This is a genomic window from Achromobacter spanius (genome assembly GCF_002966795.1).
GTDB classification, from domain to species: domain Bacteria; phylum Pseudomonadota; class Gammaproteobacteria; order Burkholderiales; family Burkholderiaceae_B; genus Achromobacter; species Achromobacter spanius_D.
Genome location: NZ_CP023270.1, coordinates 2242977 through 2265372, shown reverse-complemented (window position 1 = coordinate 2265372; position 22396 = coordinate 2242977). Strand labels below are relative to the sequence as shown.

The window sequence follows — 22396 nt, the reverse complement described above, 5'->3', positions numbered from 1 at the left end:
CACTGTCCGGGAAAGCTGTATTTAACACCACTGCGGGGTGGGCTGCGGGGCAAGCCATGCCGGTTTCGCGGCCGAGGGGGCCACGCGGATGCGGCCGCCTGGCCGGCCCCGGTGTTCACGCCACCACGGTTGAGATACATTGGCCGCAGCCGGCCCCGCGCGCCGGCCCTTCAAACGGAGTTCCTTCCATGTCGCTCGAAACCTGGCTGGCCTTCCTGGGTGCTTCCGCCCTGCTCGTCATGCTGCCCGGCCCCACCATCCTCACCGTCATCAGCTATTCGCTTACGCACGGCAAGCGCGCCCGCCTGCCGCTGGTGCTGGCCGTGGCGCTGGGCGATTCCACCGCCTTGGTGCTTTCGCTGCTGGGCTTGGGCGCGCTGCTGGCCGCGTCCGCGTTCTGGTTCACGGTGGTCAAGACCGTTGGCGGCCTGTACCTGCTGTATCTCGGTTACCGGCTGCTGCGCGCCGGCGTGTCGCCCGCCACGCTGCCCGTCGCAACGGCGGCGGGTTCGCGCTGGAAGCTGTTTGCCAACACCTACCTGGTGACCGCATTGAACCCGAAGGGCATGATCTTCTTCGTGGCCTTTTTGCCGCAGTTCATTGATCCGGCGGGAGATGTGACGCGACAGCTCTGGATGCTGTCGGCCACCTTTGTCGCTTGCGCCGGCATCAACGCCACGGCCTACGCAGTCTTCGCGGGCTCGGCCCGGCGCATGCTGGCGTCGCCCCGCGCGCAACGCGGCTTCAATCTGGGCGGCGGCGCGCTGCTATCGGCCGCCGGCGTGTGGGCCTTGCTGGCCCGGCGCGCGTAGCGCGGCGAAAAGTGCGGCTGGGCATCCCACCCGCGTCAGTCCGCACCTCGCCAGGTTGCGCGTTACTTTGCAGCAGCCATCATGTATTCCACGGCGGCACGCAGCGTGGCGTCGTCTGCGGCCGAGCCGCCGCGCGGCGGCATGGCGCCCTTGCCTTTCAGCACGGTGACCATCAGCGCGTCCGTGCCCTGCGCCAGGAATGGCGTCCAGGCCACCTTGTCGCCCAGCTTGGGGGCATTGGCCACGCCGCTGGCATGGCACACGACACAGGCGGACTTGTAGAGCTTTTCGCCGGCGGGGTTCACGGCGGCAACGGTGTCGGCCGCGGCATGCTGGACGGGCAGGCCCGTCAGCGCAAGGGCAAACAAGAGTCGAGCAAATTTGGGCATGGCGGAGATTCCAGGCTTGATGGTGGGAACAGGTAGGATCAACGCGGCAAGACGCGCCATGCGCGTCTTGCCGTCCGGCCATTACTGCGGGATGGGACCCGGCGCCTTGATCTGCTTCATCAGGTCGTCGTTCCATTTGCCCTCGACCTTGATGTGCCCGGCCGCGCCCAGCTCAAAGGCTTCGATCAGGTTGTGGTTCAGGTAGGCGTACACGCCAGGCTGCTTGAACGTGTACAGCGCCGCGCCCGCGGAACCGCCGCGGATGAACCAGGTTTCCAGGTCTTTTTCAGGCGGGTTGTTGAACTTGCCGGTTTCCCAGACCCAGTCGCCGTGGCCACCGATCAGGTGCGGGCGCGTGTCGCGGTTGGCTTGCGAATGGATCAGCAGCACGGTTTCACCGACCTTGGCGGTGAGCGCGTTGTCGCCGGTAAGCGCGCCGACCTTGCCGTTGAAGACGATGTGCGACGGGGTCAGCTTGCGCATGACTTCCACCGTATCGCCATAGCTTTCGGCGAGGGTCGCGTAGTCCTTGTACTTGCCGTTGGCGTCCTTGGGGATGTACAGGTCGAACTCGCCGATCGTGTAGGCGCGGTCGTACTTGAGCGGCTTGCCCTGCGGGTCCTTCAGGCCTTCGCGCGGCAGCACCATGATCGTGCCGCTCATGCCGGACACCACGTGCCACGGCACCATGCCTTCAGGGGCACAGTGATAGACGAAGGTGCCGGCGCGGTCGGCCTTGAAGCGCAGCGTGGCCTGTTCGCCGGGGTTCACGTTGGTGAGCTTGGCGCCGCCCAGCGCACCCGTCGCCGCGTGGAAGTCGACGTTGTGCGGCATTGCGTTGGTCTTGGGATTGACCAGGGTCAATTCCACGTAGTCGCCCTCGTGCACGACCATCGTGGGGCCGGGCATGGATCCGTTGAAAGTCATGGCCTGCAGCGTGGTGCCCTTGCCGTCGATGACCATCTTCTTTTCTTCGATGGTCATGGTGAATTCAACGACCTTGGGGCCCGACTTGGCCACCTGCTCATGCGGGTGAACCATGGGCGGGGCAACCAGCGTGACCTTGGCGCGCGGCAGCTTGTCGGCATTCTGGGCGGAAGCCAGACCGCCTGCCATCGTGAACATCAGGGCAGCGGCAAGCAAGGTGGGGCGCAACGCGTTCATGTGCAACTCCTCTTTCGGTTTCTTCAAAGCCGAGTCTGTCGGCACCTCCATTGAAGAACCGCGAGCGATCGCGTTCTTTGCTGTAGCGCAAATTCGGGATAACCCTGCGGTCGCCCGCACGTTGTCAGGCTGCCCCCCCAGGTGTCACCATCGACGCGTGGAAAATTTCACCACGCCCATAAGCGGACCGCCATGCCATCGCCTTTATGCCATGCCTTGCTCCGAAACCTGGATCTGTTCAGGCCGTTGTCCGATTTGCAGCTTGACGTCGCGCTGAAGGACGCCGTTCCCTGCCGGCTTGAGGCCGGCGAAGCCGCGTACCGCCAGGGTGCGGAAGGTGACCATTTCTTCGTGCTGCTGCACGGCTGCCTCAAGGTCACACAAATTACATCGGAAGGCGACCAAGTTGTCGTGAGATATGTCAACCCGGGCGATATGTTTGGCCTGGCGTGCGCCATGCGGCAGTCCTGTTACCCGGCCAGCGTGCTGGCCGTACAGGAAAGCGTGTGCCTGGCGTGGCCGGCGGCAGCCTGGGAAGGATTCATGGCCAGCCATCCGCAGTTGGGCGCGATCGCGCTGCAGACCATGGGGCAGCGGCTGCAGGACGCGCACGTGCGCATTCAGGAACTCTCCACCGACGAGGTCGAGCAACGCGTGGCGCGCGCCATCCTGCGGCTGGTGCAGCAATCCGGACAGCCCACGCACGATGGCATCGGCATCGGCTTTCCCATCACCCGCCAGGACGTCGCCGAAATGACCGGCACCACGCTGCACACGGTCAGCCGGCTGCTCAGTGATTGGAAGCAACGCGGCATCGTCAGCAGCGGCCGCAAGCGCATCGTGCTGCGGTCGCCAGCGGCCCTGGCCCGCCTGTCCGAAAACGCGCAGCCCGCCATGGACTGCGCGTCCTGCCTGTCGTGCCGCAGCGGCTCGCCGGCCACGGATGCGGACGCTGGCGATGCCGACCGGAAACGCTCCGCCGCCGACCGCGCGGCCGCCGAACTGGCCGCGCACTAGCGTTGACGGGGCACGCGCGGCCCTACCCCTCTTCCAGCACCAGGCGCACTCCCAGGTTCGCGGGCGGCACGCCGACCGAACAGGCCCCGCTCTTGGGGTCGCGGATGAAATCAGGCAGATACGCGATGTGCCGTCCGGCCGCGACGCGGATGCCGCAGTTGCGGCTGAGGTCGGCGTCTTCCGGCGACTCCGCCCCCGTTCCCGCGTCCAGCACGCGGCGCGAGTGGCAGTCCGAGGTCCAGTCCCACACGCTGCCCGCCATGTCTTTCAGGCCCGCCGCATTGGCGCCGTACTGGCCGAACGGCCGCACCGCGGTTTCGGCGCCCTGCCCGCTGCGGCGGCTTTCCTGTTCGTATTCCGCCAGCCAGCGCTGCGCGGGGTCGTTGGGATCCTGGTTGTTGTCCTGCAATGCCGCGGGCGGCGCTTCTTCGCGATAGGCTTCGCCCGCGGCGTAGATCCATTCGGCGTAGCGCGGCAAGCGATAGCGCTGGCCCGTGGAGCCCGACAGCCACGCCGCGTAGGCCGAGGCATCCGACCAGCTGATGCCGGTGGCGGGCAGATCCGGAGAATTGTCCTTGCGGTGTTCCGCGTCCAGCGGTTTGCAGGCGCCGGCGGCGACGCACGCCGCGTATTCCGCCTGGCTGACTTGCCGCGTCATGATCGCGACGCCACGTGTATGCCGCGTGGTGACGGGCGCAGGCGTGACGGGATACCCGTTGCGCAAGGCGTCGCCGGGCGGCTGATGGGTGACCTCGCCGGGCGGCAGCCGCGTGAGTTCCGGCAATGCAAAGCGGGCCCGGTCTGCGGGCCCGCAAGCGGTCAACAACAATGAAATGGCGGCGGCGATCGGCAGGAAGCTCATGCGGAGTTTCTCCGAAGCGCCCGCGCCGAACCGGCGCAGGCTTGGCTTCCATTGGACCGGGAGGCCGCCTTCGCAACGTTGCGCTGGCGCAAAGTCGCGAAGGTGCCTGGATCAGCCGCGCGCGGCCTTGGGCGTCAGCCGAGGTTCGACCAGCGCGGGCTTGCTGCTGAGCAGGCCCAGGATCACTTGCATGACCATGGCCAGCGCACCCAGCAGGAACACCACGTCGCCGAAGGTGCGGCCCCAGCGCAGGGTCTTGAGCAGGTCCTGCTGCATGAAGGCTTCGCTGCGGGCGTACCACATGCCTTCGCTGACGCTGGCATGGAACTGGATCAGGCCTACTGGCAACAGGCTGGTGAAAATCATCAGCACCAGACCGATGTTCATGCCCCAGAACGCCAGCTTCATCAGGCCCGGGTTCAACGCGTATTGCGGACGGATGTAGCGCAGCACGAGCAGCGTGAAGCCCAGCGCCAGGAATCCGTACACCCCGAACAGCGCGGCATGCGCGTGCACCGGCGTGGTGTTCAGGCCCTGGATGTAATACAGCGAGATCGGCGGGTTGATCATGAAGCCGAAGACGCCCGCGCCCAGCATGTTCCAGAAGGCCACGGCCACAAAGCACATCAGCGGCCACTTAAGGTTGTCCATCCAGGCAGCGCGGGTCTTCAGGCGCCAGTTTTCCCAGGCTTCGTAGCCCAGCACGATCAGCGGCACCACTTCCAGCGCCGAGAAGCTGGCGCCGACTGCCATCACGGGCGTGGTCGTGCCCGCGAAGTACAGGTGGTGGAACGTGCCGGGAATGCCGCCCAGCATGAAGAGCGAGGCCGAGGCCAGGCTGGCGGTCGTGGCCATGCGGCGCGACACCAGACCGAGGGTGGAGAAGATGAAGGCCAGCGCCGTGGTGGCGAACACTTCGAAGAAGCCTTCGACCCACAGGTGGACGATCCACCAGCGCCAGTACTCCATGATCGTCAGGTGGGTGCGTTCGCCGTAGAAGAAACCGGCGCCGTAGAAGAGACCAATGGCGCCGACGGAAGCCGTCAGCAGCGCCAGCAGGTTCTTGTCGCCGCCCGGCGTGCGCAGCGCAGGCACGATGCCGCGCAGCATCAGCACCAGCCAGAAGCAGATGCCCGCAAACTTGCCGATCTGCCACAGGCGGCCCAGGTCGACGTATTCATAGCCTTGGTGGCCCAGCCAGAAATTCAGCTCGGGCGGCATGATCTGCGCGATGGCCAGGTAGTTGCCGGCAAACGAACCGACCACGACCAGCACCAGCGCCCAGAACAGGATGTCGACGCCGACCTTCTGGAACTTGGGATCGCGTCCGCCGTTGATCAGCGGGGCAAGGAACAGGCCGGCAGCCAGAAAGCCCGTTGCGATCCAGAACAGGGCGCTTTGAATATGCCAGGTGCGCACCAGCGAATACGGGAACCACTGCGAGACGTCGATGCCATAGAACTTCTGTCCTTCAACGGTGTAGTGCGCGGTGAAACCGCCCAGCAGCACCTGGAAGCCGAACAGCGCCACGACCAGGAACAGGTACTTGCCCAGGGCGCGCTGCGAAGGCGTCAGGGCAAAGGCGGTGAGCGGATCGCGCGCGGGCGCTTGCGGCTCTTCTTCTTCCTGGCCACGCATGAAGGCCCAGGCCCAGACCAGGAAGCCGATGCCCGCCAGCAGCACGACGACGCTGATGATGGACCACATGACGTTTTCAGCGCTGGGCTGGTTGCCGATCAGCGGTTCGTGCGGCCAGTTGTTGGTGTAGGTGACCGGCATGCCTTCGCGTTCGGTGGCCGCGGCCCAGGCGGTCCAGAAGAAGAAATGCGTCAGCTGCGTGCGGCGCTTGGCGTCGGGCAGCGTGTTTTCCTTCATGGCGAAGCTCTCGCGGCTGCCGTGCAGGGCGGGCGCGTCGGAGAACAGCTGGTCGTAGTAGGCTGCCGTCTGCTCGATGGCCTTCGCACGGCGCGGCGTGATGGTCAGCGTGTCGGTCGCGGCGTCGCTGCGATTGGCGCGGTATTCGGCCTTGAGCGATTCGCGCAACGCGGCCTGCTGCGGCGCGGGCAGTTGGGCGTAGGCCTGGCCGTGCTCGTCGCGCGCGGCCAGGTCCAGCCAGGCGGTCAGTTCGCGGTGCAGCCAGTCGGCCGTCCAGTCGGGCGCCTGGTACGCGCCGTGGCCCCAGATCGAGCCAAGCTGCATGCCGCCCACGGATTGCCAGGCGGTCTGCCCGTCCAGGATGTCTTCGCGGCCGAACAGCGCGCGGCCATCGGACGTCACCACCTGCCCGGGAATGGGCGGCGCCTGGCGGTAGACCTCGCCGCCGTAGAAGCCGAGCAGCGCAAATGTGATCGCCACCACGGCGATCAACGTGAACCATAATTTCCGATACGGACCCATGATGGGAACGCCCTCCTGTGTTGCGGTTGGTTGGGTACGTGTCCTCATGCGAAATTCGTGCCAGAAAAAAAGCACACTGAATCAATATGTTGGATTTAGCGTGGTGTTTTTTACTGTTGGCCGTACGGGTAGAAATCACCGCCACAGGGTGAATTTGACCCTGCAATACCGCAATAGCCACCGCCCCTACAATCGATCGCGACTGACCTGTTCCCCTGCCGTCCTGCTGGCCGGCCCCTGAAGAAGGAATCGACTGGATGAACGCCACGCCGCTGCACATCGGCATCGTCGCTTGCTCCGCCGAGGGCGCCGCGCTCTGCTACCGCACCTTGTGCGCCGAAGGCGCGCAGCGCATGGGCCCGCATGCGCATCCCGAGATTTCGCTGCACACCCATTCGCTGGCGGATTACGTCGCCTGCCTGGACGCCCGCGACCTGGACGGCGTGGCTGCCCTGATGCTGTCGTCGGCGAACAAGCTGGCCCGCGCCGGCGCGGATTTCCTGATCTGCCCGGACAACACCATCCACCAGGCGCTGGACCGCGTCGTGGCGGACTCGCCGCGGCCGTGGCTGCACATTGCGCAGGAGGTCGCCGCCGTGGCCGCGACGCGCGGTTACCGGCGGGTCGGCATCCTGGGCACGCACTGGCTGGTGGACAGCGATGTCTACCCCGCAGCCCTAGGCGCTCGCGGCCTGGACTACGCGCGGCCGCCGCAGGACGACCGCCTGCTGCTGGGCCGCATCATCATGGACGAGCTGGTCTATGGGGTGGTCAAGCCCGCGTCGGTGGCGCAATTGCAAGGCATCGTCGAACGCCAGAAAGCCGACGGCTGTGACGCGGTCGTGCTGGGCTGCACGGAACTGCCGCTGGTGCTGAACGACGGCAACTGCGCCCTGCCCACGCTGGACTCGACCCGCCTTCTGGCGCGCGCTGCGCTAGACCGCGCGCTTGCAGACCACCGTTGACCTTGCGCGGGGCGGCACAGCGCCCGATTCCCGTCAGATCTGGTCCAGCCCGTACTGCCGCAACCGGGCCAGCTCCAGCACCTTGATCTGGTTGTAGGCCAGCGCCAGGATTCCTTGGTCGGCCAGCGTCTGCAGCGCCTGATTGACCCGCTGGCGCGACAGGCCGGTCAGGTAGCCCAGCTCTTCCTGCGAAATCGCCAGGGTCAGGTCGGTGGAGGGATACAGCTGCGGATTGAAGAGCTGCGCCAGCGATTGCGCCACGCGCGCGTCGGCATCGAGCAAACGGTGGTTCTGGATGGACGCGATGAACTCGCCCATGCGGTCGTTCAACTGACCGATGACAAAGTGCGAAAACGGCAGGCTTGCCGACAGCAGCGCGTGGAACGTTGCGGTGGGCACCAGCATCACCAGCGATGGCTGGATTGCGACCACATCGTATTTGCGCAGCTCGCGCTTGATGACGCTGCCCTCTCCGAACCACCCGCCCGGCGGCACGCCGGAGAACGTGCAACTGCGGCCGGACTCGTTATAGATCGCCAGCTTGAGCAGCCCGCGGCTCACCCCCAGCCAGTAGTCCGACGGCGCATTGCGCCGCGCGATCCACGCCCCGCTGCCGACGTGTTCCGCGCGCGAGGTCGCCAGCACCAGGTCCTGGTGCCGCGAATCCAGCGCACCGAACCACGGGCAGGCGCCAAACAGCGCCGGCAGTTCGTCTGAGGAAACTGTGTTTGAAACATCGGACATGGGAAGAACCGTGTAAAACTTGGGGATTGCGCCGCCGGCCGGTGGTCTGTCATGCAGGCGACAGACGCCATTTTCCGGCCGGCCATAAGCTAGGGCAAGCGACGGGGATCAAACCCCGCGGACCTGGATAAGGGGCCACCCTGCCCCATTGGAGACAAGCATGACCGGCATGTTCGATCACGGCCTCGCGCGCCGCGAAGCCAATCACGAAGCCCTGACCCCCGTGGATTTCATCGGCCGCGCGGCGCAGGTCTATGGCCAGAAGCTGGCCGTCGTCCACGGCAAGATCCGCCGCACCTGGGCGCAAACGTATGAGCGCGCCCAGCGCCTGGCCGGCGCCCTGGCGCAGGCCGGCATCCAGCGCGGCGACACGGTTGCCGTGATGCTGCCCAACATTCCCGCCATGGTCGAAGCCCACTTCGGCGTGCCCATGCTGGGCGCCGTGCTGAATACGCTGAACACGCGGCTGGACGCGCCCAGCGTGCTGTTCATGCTGGGCCACGGCGAAGCCCGCGCGCTCATCATCGACACCGAATACGCCGACGTCGCGCAGCGCGCCCGCGCGGAATTTCCGCACCTGAAGATCGTCTCGGTGCACGATCTGGACGGCGCCCCTGCCACGCTGCCGGGCGCCGCCGATTACGAAGACTTTCTGGCCGCCGCGCCCGCCACCTACGACTGGAAGCCGCCCGCCGACGAATGGGACGCCATCGCGCTGAACTACACGTCCGGCACCACGGGCGACCCGAAGGGCGTGGTCTATCACTACCGTGGCGCGTACCTGAACGCGGTCAGCAACATCCTCGAATGGGACATGCCCAAGCATCCCGTCTACCTGTGGACGCTGCCGCTCTTTCATTGCAACGGCTGGTGCTTTGCCTGGACCATCGCGGCGCGGGCGGGCGTGAACGTGTGCCTGCGCAAGTTCGATCCCAAGACGGTGTTCGACCTGATCCGCGACGAAGGCGTCACCCACTACTGCGGCGCGCCCATCGTGCAGAGCGCGCTGGCCAACGCGCCGGCTGAGCTGCGCGCGGGCATCACGCATACCGTGCGCACCATGGTGGCGGGCGCCGCGCCCGCGCCGGCGGTGATCGACAAGATGCGGGAAATCGGCTTTGAGCTGACCCACGTGTATGGCCTGACCGAAGTTTATGGCCCGGCCGCCGTCTGCGCGCATCAGGACGCGTGGGACGCGCTGGACCCCGAACGCCGCGCGCTGCTCACCGCGCGCCAGGGCGTGCGCTATCACCTGCAGGCCGGCGTGTCGGTGCGCAACCCTGAAACCATGGCCGAAGTGCCGCGCGATGAGGAAACCATCGGCGAGGTTATGTTCCGCGGCAACATCTGCATGAAGGGCTATTTGAAGAACGCCCGTGCTACCGAGGACGCCTTTGCCGGCGGCTGGTTCCACACCGGCGACCTGGGCGTGATGACGGCCGACGGCTATGTCCGCATCAAGGACCGCAGCAAGGACATCATCATCTCGGGCGGCGAAAACATCTCCAGCATCGAGGTCGAGGACGCGCTGTACCGGCATCCCGCCGTGGCGGCCGTGGCCGTGGTGGCCATGCCCGACCCCAAATGGGGCGAGACGCCCTGCGCCTTCGTCGAGCTCAAGCCCGGCTGCACCGCCACCGCCGAGGAAATCATCGCGCACTGCAGGATGTTTTTGTCCGGCTTCAAGGTGCCGCGCGCGGTACGCTTCGGTGACCTGCCCAAGACGTCCACCGGCAAGATCCAGAAATTTGAATTGCGCGCCGCGGTCGGCGCCACGTCGGCGATCGACGTGGCCAACCCCGGCAAGCCTGTCTGATCCATTTACCGATAAAACCAGGAGCGCCAACGCCATGACGTACCAAGCCCCCGTGAAAGACATGCTGTTCGTGTTGAACCATCTGGCCGGCCTGCCGCAAGTGGCGGCCCTGCCCGGGTTCGAGGAGGCCACGCCCGACACCGCGCAAGCCGTGCTGGAAGAATCCGCCCATTTCGCCGCCGAGGTCCTGGCGCCGCTGAACCACCCGGCGGACAAGGCGCCCAGCACCTGGCACGACGGCGCGGTCACCACCGCCCCCGGCTTCAAGCAGGCCTTCCGCCAATATGCAGACGCGGGCTGGCAGGGTCTGTCCCACCCCGTCGAGTACGGCGGCCAGGGGCTGCCCGGCCTGATCGGCTCGCCCTGCTCTGAAATGCTGAACGCCGCGAACCTGTCGTTCGCGCTGTGCCCGCTGCTGACCAACGGCGCCATCGAGGCCCTGATGACGGCCGGCTCCCCCCAGCTGCGCGAGCGCTTCATCGGCCCCATGATCTCCGGCCAATGGACCGGCACCATGAACCTGACCGAGCCGCAGGCCGGCTCGGACCTTTCCATGGTGCGCACGCGCGCCCAGCCGATGGGCGACGGCACGTATCGCCTGTCCGGCACCAAGATCTTCATCACCTATGGCGAGCACGACCTTGCCGAGAACATCCTGCATCTGGTGCTGGCCCGCCTGCCCGATGCGCCCGACGGCGTGAAGGGCATTTCGCTTTTCCTGGTGCCCAAGTTCGTGGTCAATGAAGACGGCTCGCTGGGCGCGCGCAACGATGTGGCCTGCGTGTCCATCGAGCACAAGCTGGGCATCAAGGCCAGCCCCACGTGCACGCTGCAATTCGGCGACGCCGGCGGCGCGCTGGGTTACCTGGTCGGCCAGGAAAACCGTGGCCTGGACGCCATGTTCATCATGATGAACGCCGCCCGTTACGCGGTGGGCGTGCAGGGCATCGCCATTGCCGACCGCGCCTACCAGCACGCGCTGGGCTACGCCGCCGAGCGCGTGCAGAGCCGCCCGGTGGATGGCTCGTCGAGCGACGCCGTGCCCATCATCCAGCACCCGGACGTGCGCCGCATGCTGGGCACCATGCGCGCCCTGACCGAAGCAGGCCGCGCGCTGGCCTACGTGACTGCCGGCCACGCCGATCTGGCCCACGCCAGCCCGGACGCCGACACGCGCAAGCGTCACCTGGCCATCCAGGAATATCTGGTGCCGATCGTCAAGGGCTGGTGCACCGAGATGTCGATCGACGTCGCGAGCCTGGGCGTGCAGGTCCATGGCGGCATGGGCTTCATCGAAGAGACCGGCGCCGCGCAGTTCTACCGCGACGCCCGCATCCTGACCATCTACGAAGGCACCACCGCCATCCAGGCCAACGACCTTGTCGGCCGCAAGACGCTGCGCGACGGCGGCGCCGTGGCGCGCGCCATGCTGGACGCGGTGCGCCAAACCGAAGCCGACCTCGCTGCCCGCAGCGAGCCGGCGGCTGGCCGCGTGCTCAAGCCGCTGCGCGAGGCCCGCGAAGCGCTGTCCAGCGCCATCGAGTTCATTCTTGCCAATGCGGCTGCCAACCCCAACGCGGTCTTTGGCGCCGCGGTGCCCTACCTGCTGCTGGCGGGCACGACATTCGCCGGTTGGCAGATGGCCCGCGCCCTGCTCGCCAGCCTGGACCTGCAGGCTGAAGACCCGGCCTTTCACAACGCCAAGATCGCCACTGCGCAAGCCTTTGCGCTGCACAAGCTGACGCAGGCGCCGGGCATGGCGGCGGTCGTGCTGGGCACGGCGGAGTACGAAGTTCAGCCCTGACGCGAAGGCTCGGCCTGCTCCTGCGGGCCGGGCTTAGCGTTTGACCGCCGTCGCCGCCCAGAACAGCAACGCCGCCACGCTGATGCCCGCGCCCAGCGCGCACACGCCCAGCCATCCCGCGCGGGCGTACACGGCCGTGGCGGCAATCGAGCCCAGGCCGCTGCCGACCGCGTAGAACATCATGTATCCCGCCACCAAACGGCTATGCGCCTGCGCGCCGATGCTGAAGATCATCGCCTGATTGGTCACGTGCAGCGCCTGCAGCGCCAGGTCCAGCGCCAGCACGCCCAGCGCCAGCAGCCACAGGCTGTGGTCCAGCAAGGCTATCGGCGCCCAGGCCACGCACAGCAGCGCCAAGCCGATCGCGGTGGTGCGCTGGCCGTGTCCGGCGTCGGCCAGACGGCCGGCCCGCGCCGCCATCAGCACACCCACCACCCCCACCAGTCCAAACGCCCCCACCGCCGTGTGCGACAGCGAATGCGGCGGCGCGCTGAGCGGCAGCACCAGCGCGGTCCAGAATGCGCTGAACGCGGCGAACATCAAGAGCGCGATCATGCCGCGCACTTGCAATACCCGCTCGGTCGCGAGCAAGGTGAAGACGGATCGCAACAGCGCGCCATAGCGCAGCCCGGCCGCGGGCAGGCGCCGGCGCGGCAGCCAGCGGGCCAGCACCAGCGCCAGCACCGCCGACAGGATGGCCGACGCCACATACACCGCGCGCCAGCCCCATAAATCCGCCAGCGCGCCGGCCAGCGTGCGGGCCAGCAAAAGGCCAATCACCACCCCGCCCTGCGCCGCCCCCAGCACGCGCCCGCGTTCGGCCGGGGCGGCCAGCGCCGCGGATAGCGCAAGCAGGCCCTGCGTCATCGCGGTGCCCAGCAATCCCAATGCGACCATGCCCGCCAGCAGCCACGGCGCATTCGCCGCAGCCGCCACCGCGGCCAACGCCAGCACCAGCAGCGCCAATTGCCCCAGCATCAGCCGCCGCCGATCGAGCAGGTCGCCCAGCGGCACCACGAAGAACAGCGCCAGCGCGCAGCCCAGTTGGGTGGCGGTGACGACGATGCCCACCGCCGCCTCGTTCAGGTGGAATTCACGGCCGATGGCGTCCAGCAGCGGCTGCGCGTAGTACACGTTGGCGACACTGAGCGCGCACGCCGCCGCGAGCAGGAGCACCAGCGCGGGTGGCATCGGAGGGGGTGCGTCTTCTTTGGCTGCGTCGTCTCGGGACCGGTCGTATTCGGACGCAACGGATCGGGCGGTCGGGTTCATGATCTATCTAGTTTTATTACGAAACCAGAATGCTAGTTCACAAGGTTTTATAATGCAACCAACTTCACCCTGAATATCCGCAAGGAGTCCGCATGGTCAAACGCACCAGCCTTGAAGGCGCCGCCTGCCCCGTGGCGCGCTCGCTCGACGCCATCGGCGACTGGTGGTCGTTGCTTATCGTGCGGGACGCCTTCGACGGCCTGCGCCGGTTTGGCGAATTTCAGAAAAGCCTGGGCATGGCAAAGAACATCCTGAGCGACCGGCTGCGCACGCTGGTCGCGCACGGCATTCTTGCCGTGGCGCCCGCGTCCGACGGCAGCGCCTACCAGGAATATGTGCTCACGGAAAAAGGCGAGGCGCTGTTTCCGGTGATCGTCGGACTGCGCCAATGGGGCGAGGACCACTACTACGGCCCGGACGAGGCACATTCCACGCTGATCGACCGCCAGCGCGGGCAGCCGGTACAACGGATGGAGATCCGCGCGCAGGACGGACGGCCGCTGAACCCGGGCGACACGGTCGTGCGCAAGGTGGCAGACGCTTCAGGCTAGGCCGCCGCCGGCCACCGCCCGGTCGCCAGCGCCGTGGGCGACCACGCATCGAAGCGCCAGCGCAGGGCCAGCGCGCCCGGCCGCCTGACCACGCGGCGCACGTGCACGCGCCACAGGCGCTCGGCGCCCGCGAAGCCGGCGATGTCGGGGCTGTCCAGAATCACCTCGGCGCGCCCCGTCAGTTGCAGCAGGTCGCCACGTTCAAAGTCGATAAACAGCAGACCCGCGACGGGGTTGGCGGCCAGGTTGCCCAGGGTGTTGAAGAAGCGATTGCCCGAGAAATCCGGAATGGTCAGCACATCGCCGTCCACCCGCACGAAGCCCGGCTTGCCGCCGCGATGCGACACATCGACGGCGTTGCCCGCATAGCTGGCGACAAAGAAGGTGTCCGACGCCAGGATCAGTGCGCGCGCCGTGTCGTCCAGTCCGCCGCGTTCCGGCAACGCGGCGGCAAAGCGCATCGCCGGCGAGCGCGAGAAAAAGAAATCGCGCGACTGGATGTACTGCGGACAATTGCCGAAGGACTGGGTCACCGCCACGTCGAAGCGCTTGCCATCCCAGGCCGCGATGCGGCCGTTCATGCGGTTGCGGCGGCGCGTATGCAGCTCTATGCCCAACAATCCCACCGGCCGGCCCAATCCCAGTCCGGCGCGCAGCGGGTCGTCTTCGTCCGGCATGGCGGCGATGCGCAGCGTGTGCGGGTCTGGCGACGCGGCAAAGCCTGGCTGCCCTTCCAGAATGCCGGCCCAGGGATCGCCCTGCGCGTCCACCGCGCCGGCCACCACGAATGGCAACTGCGCGAAGAATTCGCGGTGCGGGTTTGGCATGAAGTCGCGGATGACCTTGCGGCCGATCATGTCCATGCGCGCGGCAACGCCGGCGTGCGCCTGCAGTTGCACTTCGCCTGCATGCCAGGGCGACGGTCCGGTGTATTCGGGAAGGTTCATGACGGTGTCCTTGCAGGCACCAGCGCCGGGTTGGCTTGCATCGGGATGCTCGCTGGCGGGTTCGAGACTCCATGGTGAGGCCGGCGGCGCAAATCCGGAACGGCCGGCGCCGGCAAGACACTCTTGCAGGATATGAAATAAACCCAGATAAACCCGTCAGGCCGGCAGCGCCGCCAGGTCGACGCGCAGCGCATCCACGCAGAAATCCACGAAGCTGCGCACCTTGGCCGAGCTTTTGCGCCCTTCCGGATACACCAGGTGGACAGGCACCGGCGGCATCTCGAAGTCGCGCAGCACTACCTGCAAGGCCCCGCTGGCCAGGTGCGGCGCCACCTGATAGGACATCACCTGCGTCAGACCCCAGCCTTCGCAGGCGGCGGCCACCGCTGCCTGGAACGACGTCACGGTCAACTGCGATTGCATGTGCAGGCGCAGGGTCTGGCCCGCCTGCGAAAAACGCCAGTGCGGCGCGCGGCCTTCCATGGCGGCAGTGATGGTGCAGAAGCGATGCAGCGACTCGGGGTCCGCCGGCGCGCCATGATCGCGCAGGAACTCGGGCGCGGCGCACACCACACGGCGCACATGCCCCACCGGCACCGCCGTCAGCGAGGAATCCGGCAGCGCGCCGATTCGCACCGCGACGTCGATGTCCTCGTCGACCAGGTTCACGACACGATCCACCAGCAGCGCACGCACCGACACCTGGCGATGCGCCCGCAAGTAGCCCAGCACCGCCGGCATGACGTGCAGCTCGCCAAACAGCGCCGGTGCGGTGATCGCGAGCGCCCCGCGCGCCACCGCCATCGCGCCGGCGGCGGCGTCATCGGCCTGCTCGACCTCTTCCAGAATGCGGCGGCAGTCGCTGGCATAGCGCTGGCCGGCTTCGGTCAGCCGCAGGCTGCGCGTAGTGCGCACCAGCAGCAAGGCGCCCAGGCGGCGTTCCAGCGCGGCCACGCTGCGCGTGACGGTGGGCGCGGACATTTCCAGGCGCCGGGCCGCGCCGGAAAAACTGCCCGCGTCGGCCACGGCCAGGAATACCGTCATTTCTTGGAATTGGTTCACAGCGGGGCGCACTCCATAGTCCGAAAACGCCGCACCGCCCGACATGAGACAGGCCGTGGCGGCAGCGATGATGCGGCGACGTCAATGTACCCGCTGGCGTTCGGGCTGTCTCGCCGCATCTGCGGCAAACCGCTGCGCCGTCCACCCGCGCCAGACCTACGCGCGGAATTCCTTGCGCAGCCACGACAGGAAAGCCTTGACCGGCGGGTGGCGTTCGCGCCCCGGCGCGCACAGCGCCGTGTAGACCGAGCCTGCCACGCGGACTTCCGGCAGGTAAGGAACCAGCGTGCCTGCGGCCACGCTGTCGGACACCATCACCGAGCTGGCCAGCACCAGGCCCTGCCCCGCAATCGCCGCCTGCATCGCATAGTGTTCCTCGGTGTAGGCGTGCTGCGCCGCCGGCCGCCGCCATGCGGGCAATGCCGCAGCTTCGCACCACGCCTGCCAGCCTTGTTCATACAGGTCCGAATCACGCCAGCGCACCGTCACCAGCGCCGGCGCACGGCGTCCGGCACGCGCGACCTGCGACGGCGCGCCATACACCCCGAACCACTCGGGCAGCGCGCAGGCGGCGTGCAAGGCGGGATAGCGCTGGCGGCTGTAGCGGATGGCGACGTCCACGCTGGCGTCCTGCAACAGGTCCACGGGATCGGGCGACGTGTCCAGGCGCAATTGATACTGCGGGCACGCCGCGTGAAAGCGCCCCAGCCGCGGCACTAGCCACAAGGCCGCAAAGGAATGGGTCGTGGACACGGTCAGCGCGCCGGACTCGGGCGCGGGACGCAAGGCATCCAGCGTCTGCGCCACATCCAGCAAGGCGCCATGCACGCCGGCAAACAGGCGCGCGCCCTTGTCGGTCAGCCGCACGCCGCGCGGCACGCGATCGAACAGCGCGCAGCCCACATGCCGCTCAAGTGCCTTGACCTGGTGAGACACCGCCGTGGGCGTGACCGACAGCTCGGCCGCAGCCAGCTTGAAACTGCGCAGCCGGGCCGCGGCCTCGAACGTGCGCAGGGCAGTAACGGGAAGCGAGGCAAACATGGCCGGAATTCCTGGGATGAATTGCGTTCATCTTAGTGAAGGAATGGTCAGTTGTCGCCTGCACCGCCAAGGCACCAATATCGGGCTTCGCATCGATTTTTCTTGAGAGGAGCCTGGCATGAATTCAACTCATCGCCCCGAACGCCTGCTGATCCTGGTTGGCAGTCCCCGCCGCGACGGCAACAGCGCGGCACTGGCCGAATCCGCCCGTCAGGGCGCAGCAACGGCCGGTATCGTGGCATCGGTGTTTTTCCTGGACGACTACATCCAGGGCCTGCTGCCGGATCTGCGCCACAACAAGCCGCCCGCCGACCGTTACGCCGAACTTTTTCTTGAACATTTTCTGCCGGCCGACGGCGTGCTGTTCTGCACGCCCATCTACTGGTACGGCATGTCGGCGCAGACCAAGGCGTTCTTTGACCGGTCGTTCAGCCACTACGCGGGATCCGGGCCCGAGCCGGAACGCGTCAAGGCCGGCATGGCGGGCAAGCGGCTGGGGCTGGCGGTGGCTTCGGAAGAAACCTATCCGGGCGCGGCGCTCGGCATCGTGCATCAGGTTCAGGAATATGCGCGCTATACGCATTCCAGCTTCGTGGGCTTTGTGCACGGCGCCGGCAACCGGCGCGGCGAGATTGCGCGCGATCCCCGGCGGCCGCTTGCCGCGGCGCATGCGCTGGGCGCGGAATTTTTCACACGCAAATACTCGGACTACCGGCTTGAGACGCCCCGCCCTCACAATGTCTGGGAGCCGCCCGCCCCGGCCTTGAGCAGCACACCCGGCGGGCTGCCGTAGATCTGCTTGAACACCCGTGTCAGGTGCGCCTGGTCGGCGAAGCCCACCGCCTGCGCCGCATCCGCCAACGGCAAGCCGGCGCGCAGCAGCACCCGGGCGCGCGCCACTCGCCAGTTGCGCAGCCACGCCTGCGGCGGCAACCCGTAGCGCCGGGCGAACTGCTTGACCAGCGTGGTCCTGTGACGGTCCTGGGCTTGGGCCAGGGCTTCCAGGTCGGGCGCGCAGGACGGATCCGCCGCCATGCGCTCGCGCAGCAAGGCACACACATCGGTGATGCAGGCGGGGTCCTTGAGAATGGCCGAAGCAGACGTGCCGCCGTCTTCCAGCGCCTGACCATGCGCGGCCAATGTGCCGAACAAGGCCGCGGAAATCCTTGCACTGCGCCCGGCGGGCGTCATCTCGCCGGGCGTCAGCGCGTCCAGCCACTGCGCGCAGAGCGCGGCATCCGCGATCACCGGTCCCGCCAGGCGCGCGCCATGTTCATGCAGCGCCCGTGCGTGGTCCTGGAACCACGCCGGATCGATGTAAGCCATCCGGTAAGCAAGCGCCCCGGCCGCCGTGCCGCCGGTGTGCACCTGCCCGGGCGCGATGACCACCAGCTCGCCCGCGCTGGCGGCATGGGTCACGCCCTGCACCGTGAAGTCGCAGCGGCCGAGCTCGATGGCGCCGATGGACCAGGCGTCGTGAAAATGCGGCGCGTAGCGATAGGCGCGAAGATCCGCGATCAGCACGTCGCCGGGCAGTCCCGCGCCGCAATGCCAGATATGTTGAGAAACCGCCATGATGCGCCAGCCGTTCGCGGCTATCCGAAGTAATGCCCGTCCGATTTGAGCGAACGGGCCAGGAGCCACGCGTTGCGAGGATTCTCCCCCACGCGGCGGATGGCGTAAGGCCACCAGTCCGCGCCAAACGGGAGATAGACCCTGACGTTATAGCCCAACCGGCGCAGCGCGATCTGCCAGTCCGGGCGCACGCCGTAAAGCATTTCGAATTCAAAGCTGCCGGCCGGCCAGCCGCGCTCGCGCGCCAGGTCGATGATGGCGCCGGCCAGCCGATCGTCGTGCGTGCCAAAGACCGGGTAAAAGCCGGATTCCCGCGCCTCGCGCGAGAGCATGATGGCGGCCGCGTCCAGATAGGCCTGGTCGATGCGCGCGCGCCCGGCGTGGTCCAGCGCACGCTCGGGAAACGCGCCCTTCACCAGCCGCAGCGAGGTGCGCTGCCGGATCGCCCAGGCCAGGTCCTCCGGGGTGCGGCGCCGCCGCGCCTGCAGCGTGAGGCCGGCGGGGATGCCCGCTTCGAGCAGCGTGCGATGCAGCGCGCAGGTCCGGTCGCGGATGCCCGAGTCTTCCATGTCCAGCACCAGCCAGTCGCGGCCTTGGCCGCGTTGGCCGCGTTGGCCGCCAAAGCGCTGCATTGCCGTGCCGATGCGCCGGGCGTTTTCCTCGCCCAGCGCGTCGTCGCGCATGTAGCCGATGGCCGTGGGATCGACGGAGACATGCACGTCCAGGCCGGCCCCTGCCAGCGCCCGGCACGCGTCAATGGCCTGATTGACGTTGTGGTCGATGGCGGCGCGGTCCGCCACGTACTCGCCTAAATAGAAGAGCGAGGCGCGAATGCCATGCGCCTCGCGCAGCCTCTCGGCGGTCCGCACGGCCTCGTCCACATCGGCGCCGCCGACGAACCGGCCCGCCAGCGAGGTCCGGGCGGCCATCGCCCGCATTGCCTGGCCGACCGCTGGGCTGCGAGCCAGCGCAATCGTGGTTTTCTGGAAAATGCTCATCGCCTCACCGCGCAAAGCGGCCACTATGCGGCGATGGCGGGCGCCTGTCTTGAACGCCCGTGAATACCCGGCTAGGCCTTGCCCGCCGCCAGCACGCGCCCGGCGCGGAACAGCGGCCGCTGCACGGTCTGCGCCAGCAGCACCCCCGCCAGCGTGACCGCGCCGCCCAGCAGGTGATAGCTATGCAGGCGTTCGCGCAGCATCACAAAAGCGGCCAGCGCGGTAAAGAGCGGCAGCAGATTGATGAAGATGCTGCAGCGGTTGGGCCCCAGGCGCTGCACGCCTTCGATCCACAGGTACGACAGCAGCACCGACGAGAAAATACCGGCGTACAGGATGAGCGGCACCGTGTTGGCATCCAGCGCGGCTTGCGCCGCCGGCACACGCAGGTACAGCGGGAACATGTAGATCAGCGCAAAGATGGACTGCACGAAGGTGGACTGCCAGGCGGGCACCGGCACCTTCCAGTGGCGCAGCAGCACGCCATACAGCGCGTACGACAAGGCGGCCAGCAGCATCAGGCCGTCGCCCACGTGCACGCCATGCTGGAACACGCTGAGCATGTCGCCCTGCCCCACCAGATACAAGAGACCCAGGAAAGACAGCGCGCCGCCCGCGGCCATGCCCAGCGTCAGCGGATCGCGCAGGATCACCACGCTGAGCAGCATGCTGAGCAGCGGGATCAGCGCCGTCAGGATGGCCATATTGGTGGCGGTGGTGGTCTCTGCGGCCCGATAGGACAGTGCCTGAAACACGGCTGCGGACAGCGCGCCATACAGCGCCAGCTTCGGCCAGTGCCGCAGGATGACGCGCCGGTTGCGCCACGCCGGACGGGCCGTGAACAGCCCCATCAGGAACAGCGCCAGCAGCAGGCGGTAGAAGGTGATGGCGGTGGGCGAGATGGCGCTGGCGGCCATCTTGGAGACGATGACGTTGCCCGCCCAGAACAGGATGGCGAACAACGGAAAGAGAAAGGACATGGCGATGGACTCGAAGGATGGATCGGCGCCTTCGCGGCCGCCGAATGCGGCGGCGTGCGAAGGTTGATCGCTATCCTATTGAGCCGGCATCAGCCCGTCTGCCGATGAAATGGCATCGGCTATCGCGAAATGGACATCACCCGCCGGGGCGCCGGCGTCAGGGCTTGAACGGCGCCGGATCCAGCGGCAGTTCCATCTCACCCATCTGCGCGGTCAGCAGCGCCGCGCTGCCGCAGGCCAAGGTGAAGCCCAGCGCCCCCTGACCGACGTTCAGCCAAAGATTGTCGGCCGCGGGGCTGCGGCCGATCAGCGGCTTGCCGGTGGGCGTCGCCGGACGCAGACCCGCCCACGGGATGGCCTGCCGCAGGTCAAGCTGCGGGAAGGCTTCAAGCACTTGCTGCTTGAGCAGGCCGATGCGCGCGGGGTCGATGTCGGCGTTGTTGCTGCCGATGTCCACCATGGCCGCGATCCGCAGCACGCCGCCCACGCGGGCGTAAACGATGCGCCGTTCGTAGTCGGTCACGCTGATGCGCGGCGCCACGGTGTCGTCTTGCGCCAGCGGCACGGTCAGGCTGTAGCCCTTCAGGGGATACAGCGGCACGTCGTGGCCCAGCGGACCGAGCAAGGCGCGCGTGCCGATGCCCGTGGCCACCACCACGGCGTCGGCGCCAATGTCGCCGTCGCGCGTGTTGACCGCGACGATGCGGCGGCCTTCGCGCTGCAGTCCGGAAACCGGGTTGGACATGGCGCACTGCACGTTGCCCAGCGTTTGCAGGCGATCGAACAGCGCCTCGGTGAACTGGCGGCAGTCGCCGGCTTCTTCGCTGGGGGTGTAGATGGCGCCCGCCAGGCTCGTGCCCATGCCGGCCAGCGCGGGTTCGCGCGCGACGGTCTGCGCGGCGTCCAGCACCTGCTGGTCCGCGCCGTGCGCGGCCTGGTAAGCCACCAGCGCACGCGCCTTTTCCAGCAAGTCGGGGCTGCGGTAGGCAATGAGCTTGCCGTTCTTCAGATGGCCGAACGCCAGGTCTTCCTGTTCCAGGAGCGAATGCATGACATCGCGGCTGAGGTAGGACAGCGTCAGCATCTGTGCCGTTGAGGCCTTGGCCACCGACGCACGGCACGCCAGCGCAAACTGCAGGCACCAGCGCCATTGATGCGGGTCCAGCCGGGGCCGGAAACGCAGCGGCGAGTCGTGACGCAGCAGCCAGCCGGGCACACTGGGCAGCACACCGGGGCCGGCCAGCGGCGCCACATAGCTGTAGCTGAGCTGGCCACCGTTGGCATAGCTGGAGACTTCCGCCGGGCGGGCCTGGCTGTCGACCAGCACCACGTCATGACCCTGGCGCGCCAGGAAGTAGGCCGACGTCACACCGACGACGCCGGCGCCAATCACGCAAACGCGCATACCGTTATCCAAGAAGACCGCGAACGGGCCCATTCTGTAACAGCCGCCCCCGCGCCGGCAAATGCCAAACGCCGCAGGGGCCATAACCAAACTTCATGCCCCTGCCCCGGCGTCAGGCCACCCGGTGCAGCTTGATGATGGCGGCGGCGGTCGGTTCGCGGACCAGATCGGCCAGGGTGTAGGTGTTGAGCGTGTCGTAGAACGCCTGCAGCGTCTGGGCCAGCACGCCGGACAGCCGGCACACGCCGTCCAGGGCACAGGGCGGTTCGCGGCAATCGATAAGGGGGCCCTGCTGTTCGAGTTCCCGCACCAGATCGCCGACCCGGTACTCCGTGGCGGGACGGGCGAGGCTGAGTCCCCCGCCCTTGCCGCGCGTGGTGCTGACCCAGCCGCGCTGCGACATGAAGTGCACCACCTTCACCAGATGATTGCGAGACAGGCCAAAGCGGTCCGCGATCTCGGGGATCGTGACGGCCACGGACCGGTCGCGGCATTGCGTCAGGTACATCAGGACGCGCAGGCCGAAGTCGGTGAATCGGTTCAGTTGCATGGTGGGTGGGAAGCGGGGACCGGGCGGCCCGGAAACATCAGGCCG

21 protein-coding genes are annotated in these 22396 nt (G+C 67.5%); 7 read left to right on the top strand and 14 right to left on the bottom strand.

Features of this window, described 5'->3' with window-relative positions; all coding sequences use genetic code 11:
- Positions 1-188: 188 nt before the first annotated feature.
- Positions 189-812, top strand: coding sequence for a LysE family translocator (locus CLM73_RS10105; protein ID WP_105238312.1), 624 nt, complete (start codon positions 189-191; stop codon positions 810-812).
- 62 nt (positions 813-874) lie between these two features.
- Here the strand turns inward: CLM73_RS10105 and CLM73_RS10100 are convergent, their stop codons facing one another.
- Together CLM73_RS10100 and nirK are read right to left on the bottom strand one after the other, a co-directional pair.
- Entirely contained in the window at positions 875-1201 is a 327-nt protein-coding gene (locus tag CLM73_RS10100; protein WP_105238311.1) for a c-type cytochrome, read from the bottom strand.
- 81 nt (positions 1202-1282) lie between these two features.
- Complete coding sequence (nirK, locus tag CLM73_RS10095) at positions 1283-2365, bottom strand: copper-containing nitrite reductase (protein WP_105238310.1); 1083 nt, start codon at positions 2363-2365, stop codon at positions 1283-1285.
- Between the two features lie 192 nt (positions 2366-2557).
- On the opposite strand from nirK, the gene CLM73_RS10090 reads away from it, so the two are divergent.
- Positions 2558-3382, top strand: a complete 825-nt coding sequence (locus tag CLM73_RS10090; protein ID WP_234015845.1) for a Crp/Fnr family transcriptional regulator — start codon at positions 2558-2560, stop codon at positions 3380-3382.
- 22 nt (positions 3383-3404) lie between these two features.
- Here CLM73_RS10090 and CLM73_RS10085 read toward each other — a convergent pair whose 3' ends face one another.
- Positions 3405-4244, bottom strand: coding sequence for an SUMF1/EgtB/PvdO family nonheme iron enzyme (locus CLM73_RS10085; RefSeq protein WP_105238309.1), 840 nt, complete (start codon positions 4242-4244; stop codon positions 3405-3407).
- 111 nt (positions 4245-4355) lie between these two features.
- Positions 4356-6641 (bottom strand): nitric-oxide reductase large subunit, encoded by a 2286-nt coding sequence (locus CLM73_RS10080; protein ID WP_105238308.1) that lies wholly within the window; start codon positions 6639-6641, stop codon positions 4356-4358.
- A gap of 257 nt (positions 6642-6898) precedes the next feature.
- Between CLM73_RS10080 and CLM73_RS10075 the strand changes: the two genes are divergently transcribed.
- The gene (locus CLM73_RS10075; RefSeq protein WP_105238307.1) at positions 6899-7606 is read left to right on the top strand and encodes an aspartate/glutamate racemase family protein; all 708 of its coding nucleotides are present in this window, start codon (positions 6899-6901) and stop codon (positions 7604-7606) included.
- 33 nt (positions 7607-7639) lie between these two features.
- Here CLM73_RS10075 and CLM73_RS10070 read toward each other — a convergent pair whose 3' ends face one another.
- Positions 7640-8350 carry a Crp/Fnr family transcriptional regulator gene (locus CLM73_RS10070; protein ID WP_105238306.1) on the bottom strand — a complete coding sequence of 237 codons (711 nt, stop codon included), beginning with the start codon at positions 8348-8350 and terminating at the stop codon, positions 7640-7642.
- A gap of 160 nt (positions 8351-8510) precedes the next feature.
- On the opposite strand from CLM73_RS10070, the gene CLM73_RS10065 reads away from it, so the two are divergent.
- Together CLM73_RS10065 and CLM73_RS10060 are read left to right on the top strand one after the other, a co-directional pair.
- Complete coding sequence (locus tag CLM73_RS10065; protein WP_105238305.1) at positions 8511-10166, top strand: acyl-CoA synthetase; 1656 nt, start codon at positions 8511-8513, stop codon at positions 10164-10166.
- A gap of 34 nt (positions 10167-10200) precedes the next feature.
- Positions 10201-11970 carry an acyl-CoA dehydrogenase gene (locus tag CLM73_RS10060; RefSeq protein WP_105238304.1) on the top strand — a complete coding sequence of 590 codons (1770 nt, stop codon included), beginning with the start codon at positions 10201-10203 and terminating at the stop codon, positions 11968-11970.
- A 33-nt stretch (positions 11971-12003) separates the two neighbouring features.
- Here the strand turns inward: CLM73_RS10060 and CLM73_RS10055 are convergent, their stop codons facing one another.
- Complete coding sequence (locus CLM73_RS10055; RefSeq protein ID WP_105238303.1) at positions 12004-13161, bottom strand: MFS transporter; 1158 nt, start codon at positions 13159-13161, stop codon at positions 12004-12006.
- Between the two features lie 173 nt (positions 13162-13334).
- Between CLM73_RS10055 and CLM73_RS10050 the strand changes: the two genes are divergently transcribed.
- Entirely contained in the window at positions 13335-13793 is a 459-nt protein-coding gene (locus CLM73_RS10050; RefSeq protein WP_105238302.1) for a winged helix-turn-helix transcriptional regulator, read from the top strand.
- Here the strand turns inward: CLM73_RS10050 and CLM73_RS10045 are convergent.
- The 3 genes from CLM73_RS10045 to CLM73_RS10035 form a co-directional block, all read right to left on the bottom strand.
- Complete coding sequence (locus CLM73_RS10045) at positions 13790-14740, bottom strand: pyridoxamine 5'-phosphate oxidase family protein (protein ID WP_105238301.1); 951 nt, start codon at positions 14738-14740, stop codon at positions 13790-13792. The genes CLM73_RS10050 and CLM73_RS10045 overlap by 4 nt on opposite strands.
- 156 nt (positions 14741-14896) lie before the next feature.
- A complete protein-coding gene (locus CLM73_RS10040; RefSeq protein ID WP_234015844.1) occupies positions 14897-15802 on the bottom strand; it encodes a LysR family transcriptional regulator in 906 nt (301 codons plus the stop codon).
- Positions 15803-15958: 156 nt separating this feature from the next.
- Positions 15959-16843, bottom strand: a complete 885-nt coding sequence (locus tag CLM73_RS10035) for a LysR substrate-binding domain-containing protein (RefSeq protein WP_105238299.1) — start codon at positions 16841-16843, stop codon at positions 15959-15961.
- A 118-nt stretch (positions 16844-16961) separates the two neighbouring features.
- Between CLM73_RS10035 and CLM73_RS10030 the strand changes: the two genes are divergently transcribed.
- Complete coding sequence (locus tag CLM73_RS10030; RefSeq protein ID WP_105238298.1) at positions 16962-17636, top strand: flavodoxin family protein; 675 nt, start codon at positions 16962-16964, stop codon at positions 17634-17636.
- Here CLM73_RS10030 and CLM73_RS10025 read toward each other — a convergent pair.
- From CLM73_RS10025 to CLM73_RS10005, 5 genes are all read right to left on the bottom strand, one after another.
- Positions 17576-18418, bottom strand: coding sequence for a helix-turn-helix transcriptional regulator (locus CLM73_RS10025; RefSeq protein ID WP_105238297.1), 843 nt, complete (start codon positions 18416-18418; stop codon positions 17576-17578). The genes CLM73_RS10030 and CLM73_RS10025 overlap by 61 nt on opposite strands.
- 20 nt (positions 18419-18438) lie before the next feature.
- Positions 18439-19416 carry a proline dehydrogenase family protein gene (locus CLM73_RS10020; protein WP_105238296.1) on the bottom strand — a complete coding sequence of 326 codons (978 nt, stop codon included), beginning with the start codon at positions 19414-19416 and terminating at the stop codon, positions 18439-18441.
- A 71-nt stretch (positions 19417-19487) separates the two neighbouring features.
- Positions 19488-20396, bottom strand: coding sequence for a DMT family transporter (locus CLM73_RS10015; protein WP_105238295.1), 909 nt, complete (start codon positions 20394-20396; stop codon positions 19488-19490).
- A 157-nt stretch (positions 20397-20553) separates the two neighbouring features.
- Positions 20554-21801, bottom strand: coding sequence for a D-amino acid dehydrogenase (locus tag CLM73_RS10010; protein ID WP_105238294.1), 1248 nt, complete (start codon positions 21799-21801; stop codon positions 20554-20556).
- 112 nt (positions 21802-21913) lie between these two features.
- A complete protein-coding gene (locus CLM73_RS10005) occupies positions 21914-22351 on the bottom strand; it encodes an Rrf2 family transcriptional regulator (protein ID WP_105238293.1) in 438 nt (145 codons plus the stop codon).
- Positions 22352-22396: the final 45 nt, after the last annotated feature.

Coding starts and splice junctions, on each gene's coding strand:
- CLM73_RS10065 (WP_105238305.1), top strand. CDS start 8,511: ATGACCGGCATGTTCGATCACGGCCTCGCGCGCCGCGAAGCCAATCAC.
- CLM73_RS10045 (WP_105238301.1), bottom strand. CDS start 14,740: ATGAACCTTCCCGAATACACCGGACCGTCGCCCTGGCATGCAGGCGAA.
- CLM73_RS10015 (WP_105238295.1), bottom strand. CDS start 20,396: ATGTCCTTTCTCTTTCCGTTGTTCGCCATCCTGTTCTGGGCGGGCAAC.
- CLM73_RS10020 (WP_105238296.1), bottom strand. CDS start 19,416: ATGAGCATTTTCCAGAAAACCACGATTGCGCTGGCTCGCAGCCCAGCG.
- CLM73_RS10090 (WP_234015845.1), top strand. CDS start 2,558: ATGCCATCGCCTTTATGCCATGCCTTGCTCCGAAACCTGGATCTGTTC.
- CLM73_RS10005 (WP_105238293.1), bottom strand. CDS start 22,351: ATGCAACTGAACCGATTCACCGACTTCGGCCTGCGCGTCCTGATGTAC.
- CLM73_RS10060 (WP_105238304.1), top strand. CDS start 10,201: ATGACGTACCAAGCCCCCGTGAAAGACATGCTGTTCGTGTTGAACCAT.
- CLM73_RS10070 (WP_105238306.1), bottom strand. CDS start 8,350: ATGTCCGATGTTTCAAACACAGTTTCCTCAGACGAACTGCCGGCGCTG.
- CLM73_RS10055 (WP_105238303.1), bottom strand. CDS start 13,161: ATGCCACCCGCGCTGGTGCTCCTGCTCGCGGCGGCGTGCGCGCTCAGT.
- CLM73_RS10085 (WP_105238309.1), bottom strand. CDS start 4,244: ATGAGCTTCCTGCCGATCGCCGCCGCCATTTCATTGTTGTTGACCGCT.
- CLM73_RS10010 (WP_105238294.1), bottom strand. CDS start 21,801: ATGCGCGTTTGCGTGATTGGCGCCGGCGTCGTCGGTGTGACGTCGGCC.
- CLM73_RS10025 (WP_105238297.1), bottom strand. CDS start 18,418: ATGGCGGTTTCTCAACATATCTGGCATTGCGGCGCGGGACTGCCCGGC.
- nirK (WP_105238310.1), bottom strand. CDS start 2,365: ATGAACGCGTTGCGCCCCACCTTGCTTGCCGCTGCCCTGATGTTCACG.
- CLM73_RS10105 (WP_105238312.1), top strand. CDS start 189: ATGTCGCTCGAAACCTGGCTGGCCTTCCTGGGTGCTTCCGCCCTGCTC.
- CLM73_RS10080 (WP_105238308.1), bottom strand. CDS start 6,641: ATGGGTCCGTATCGGAAATTATGGTTCACGTTGATCGCCGTGGTGGCG.
- CLM73_RS10100 (WP_105238311.1), bottom strand. CDS start 1,201: ATGCCCAAATTTGCTCGACTCTTGTTTGCCCTTGCGCTGACGGGCCTG.
- CLM73_RS10030 (WP_105238298.1), top strand. CDS start 16,962: ATGAATTCAACTCATCGCCCCGAACGCCTGCTGATCCTGGTTGGCAGT.
- CLM73_RS10050 (WP_105238302.1), top strand. CDS start 13,335: ATGGTCAAACGCACCAGCCTTGAAGGCGCCGCCTGCCCCGTGGCGCGC.
- CLM73_RS10035 (WP_105238299.1), bottom strand. CDS start 16,843: ATGTTTGCCTCGCTTCCCGTTACTGCCCTGCGCACGTTCGAGGCCGCG.
- CLM73_RS10075 (WP_105238307.1), top strand. CDS start 6,899: ATGAACGCCACGCCGCTGCACATCGGCATCGTCGCTTGCTCCGCCGAG.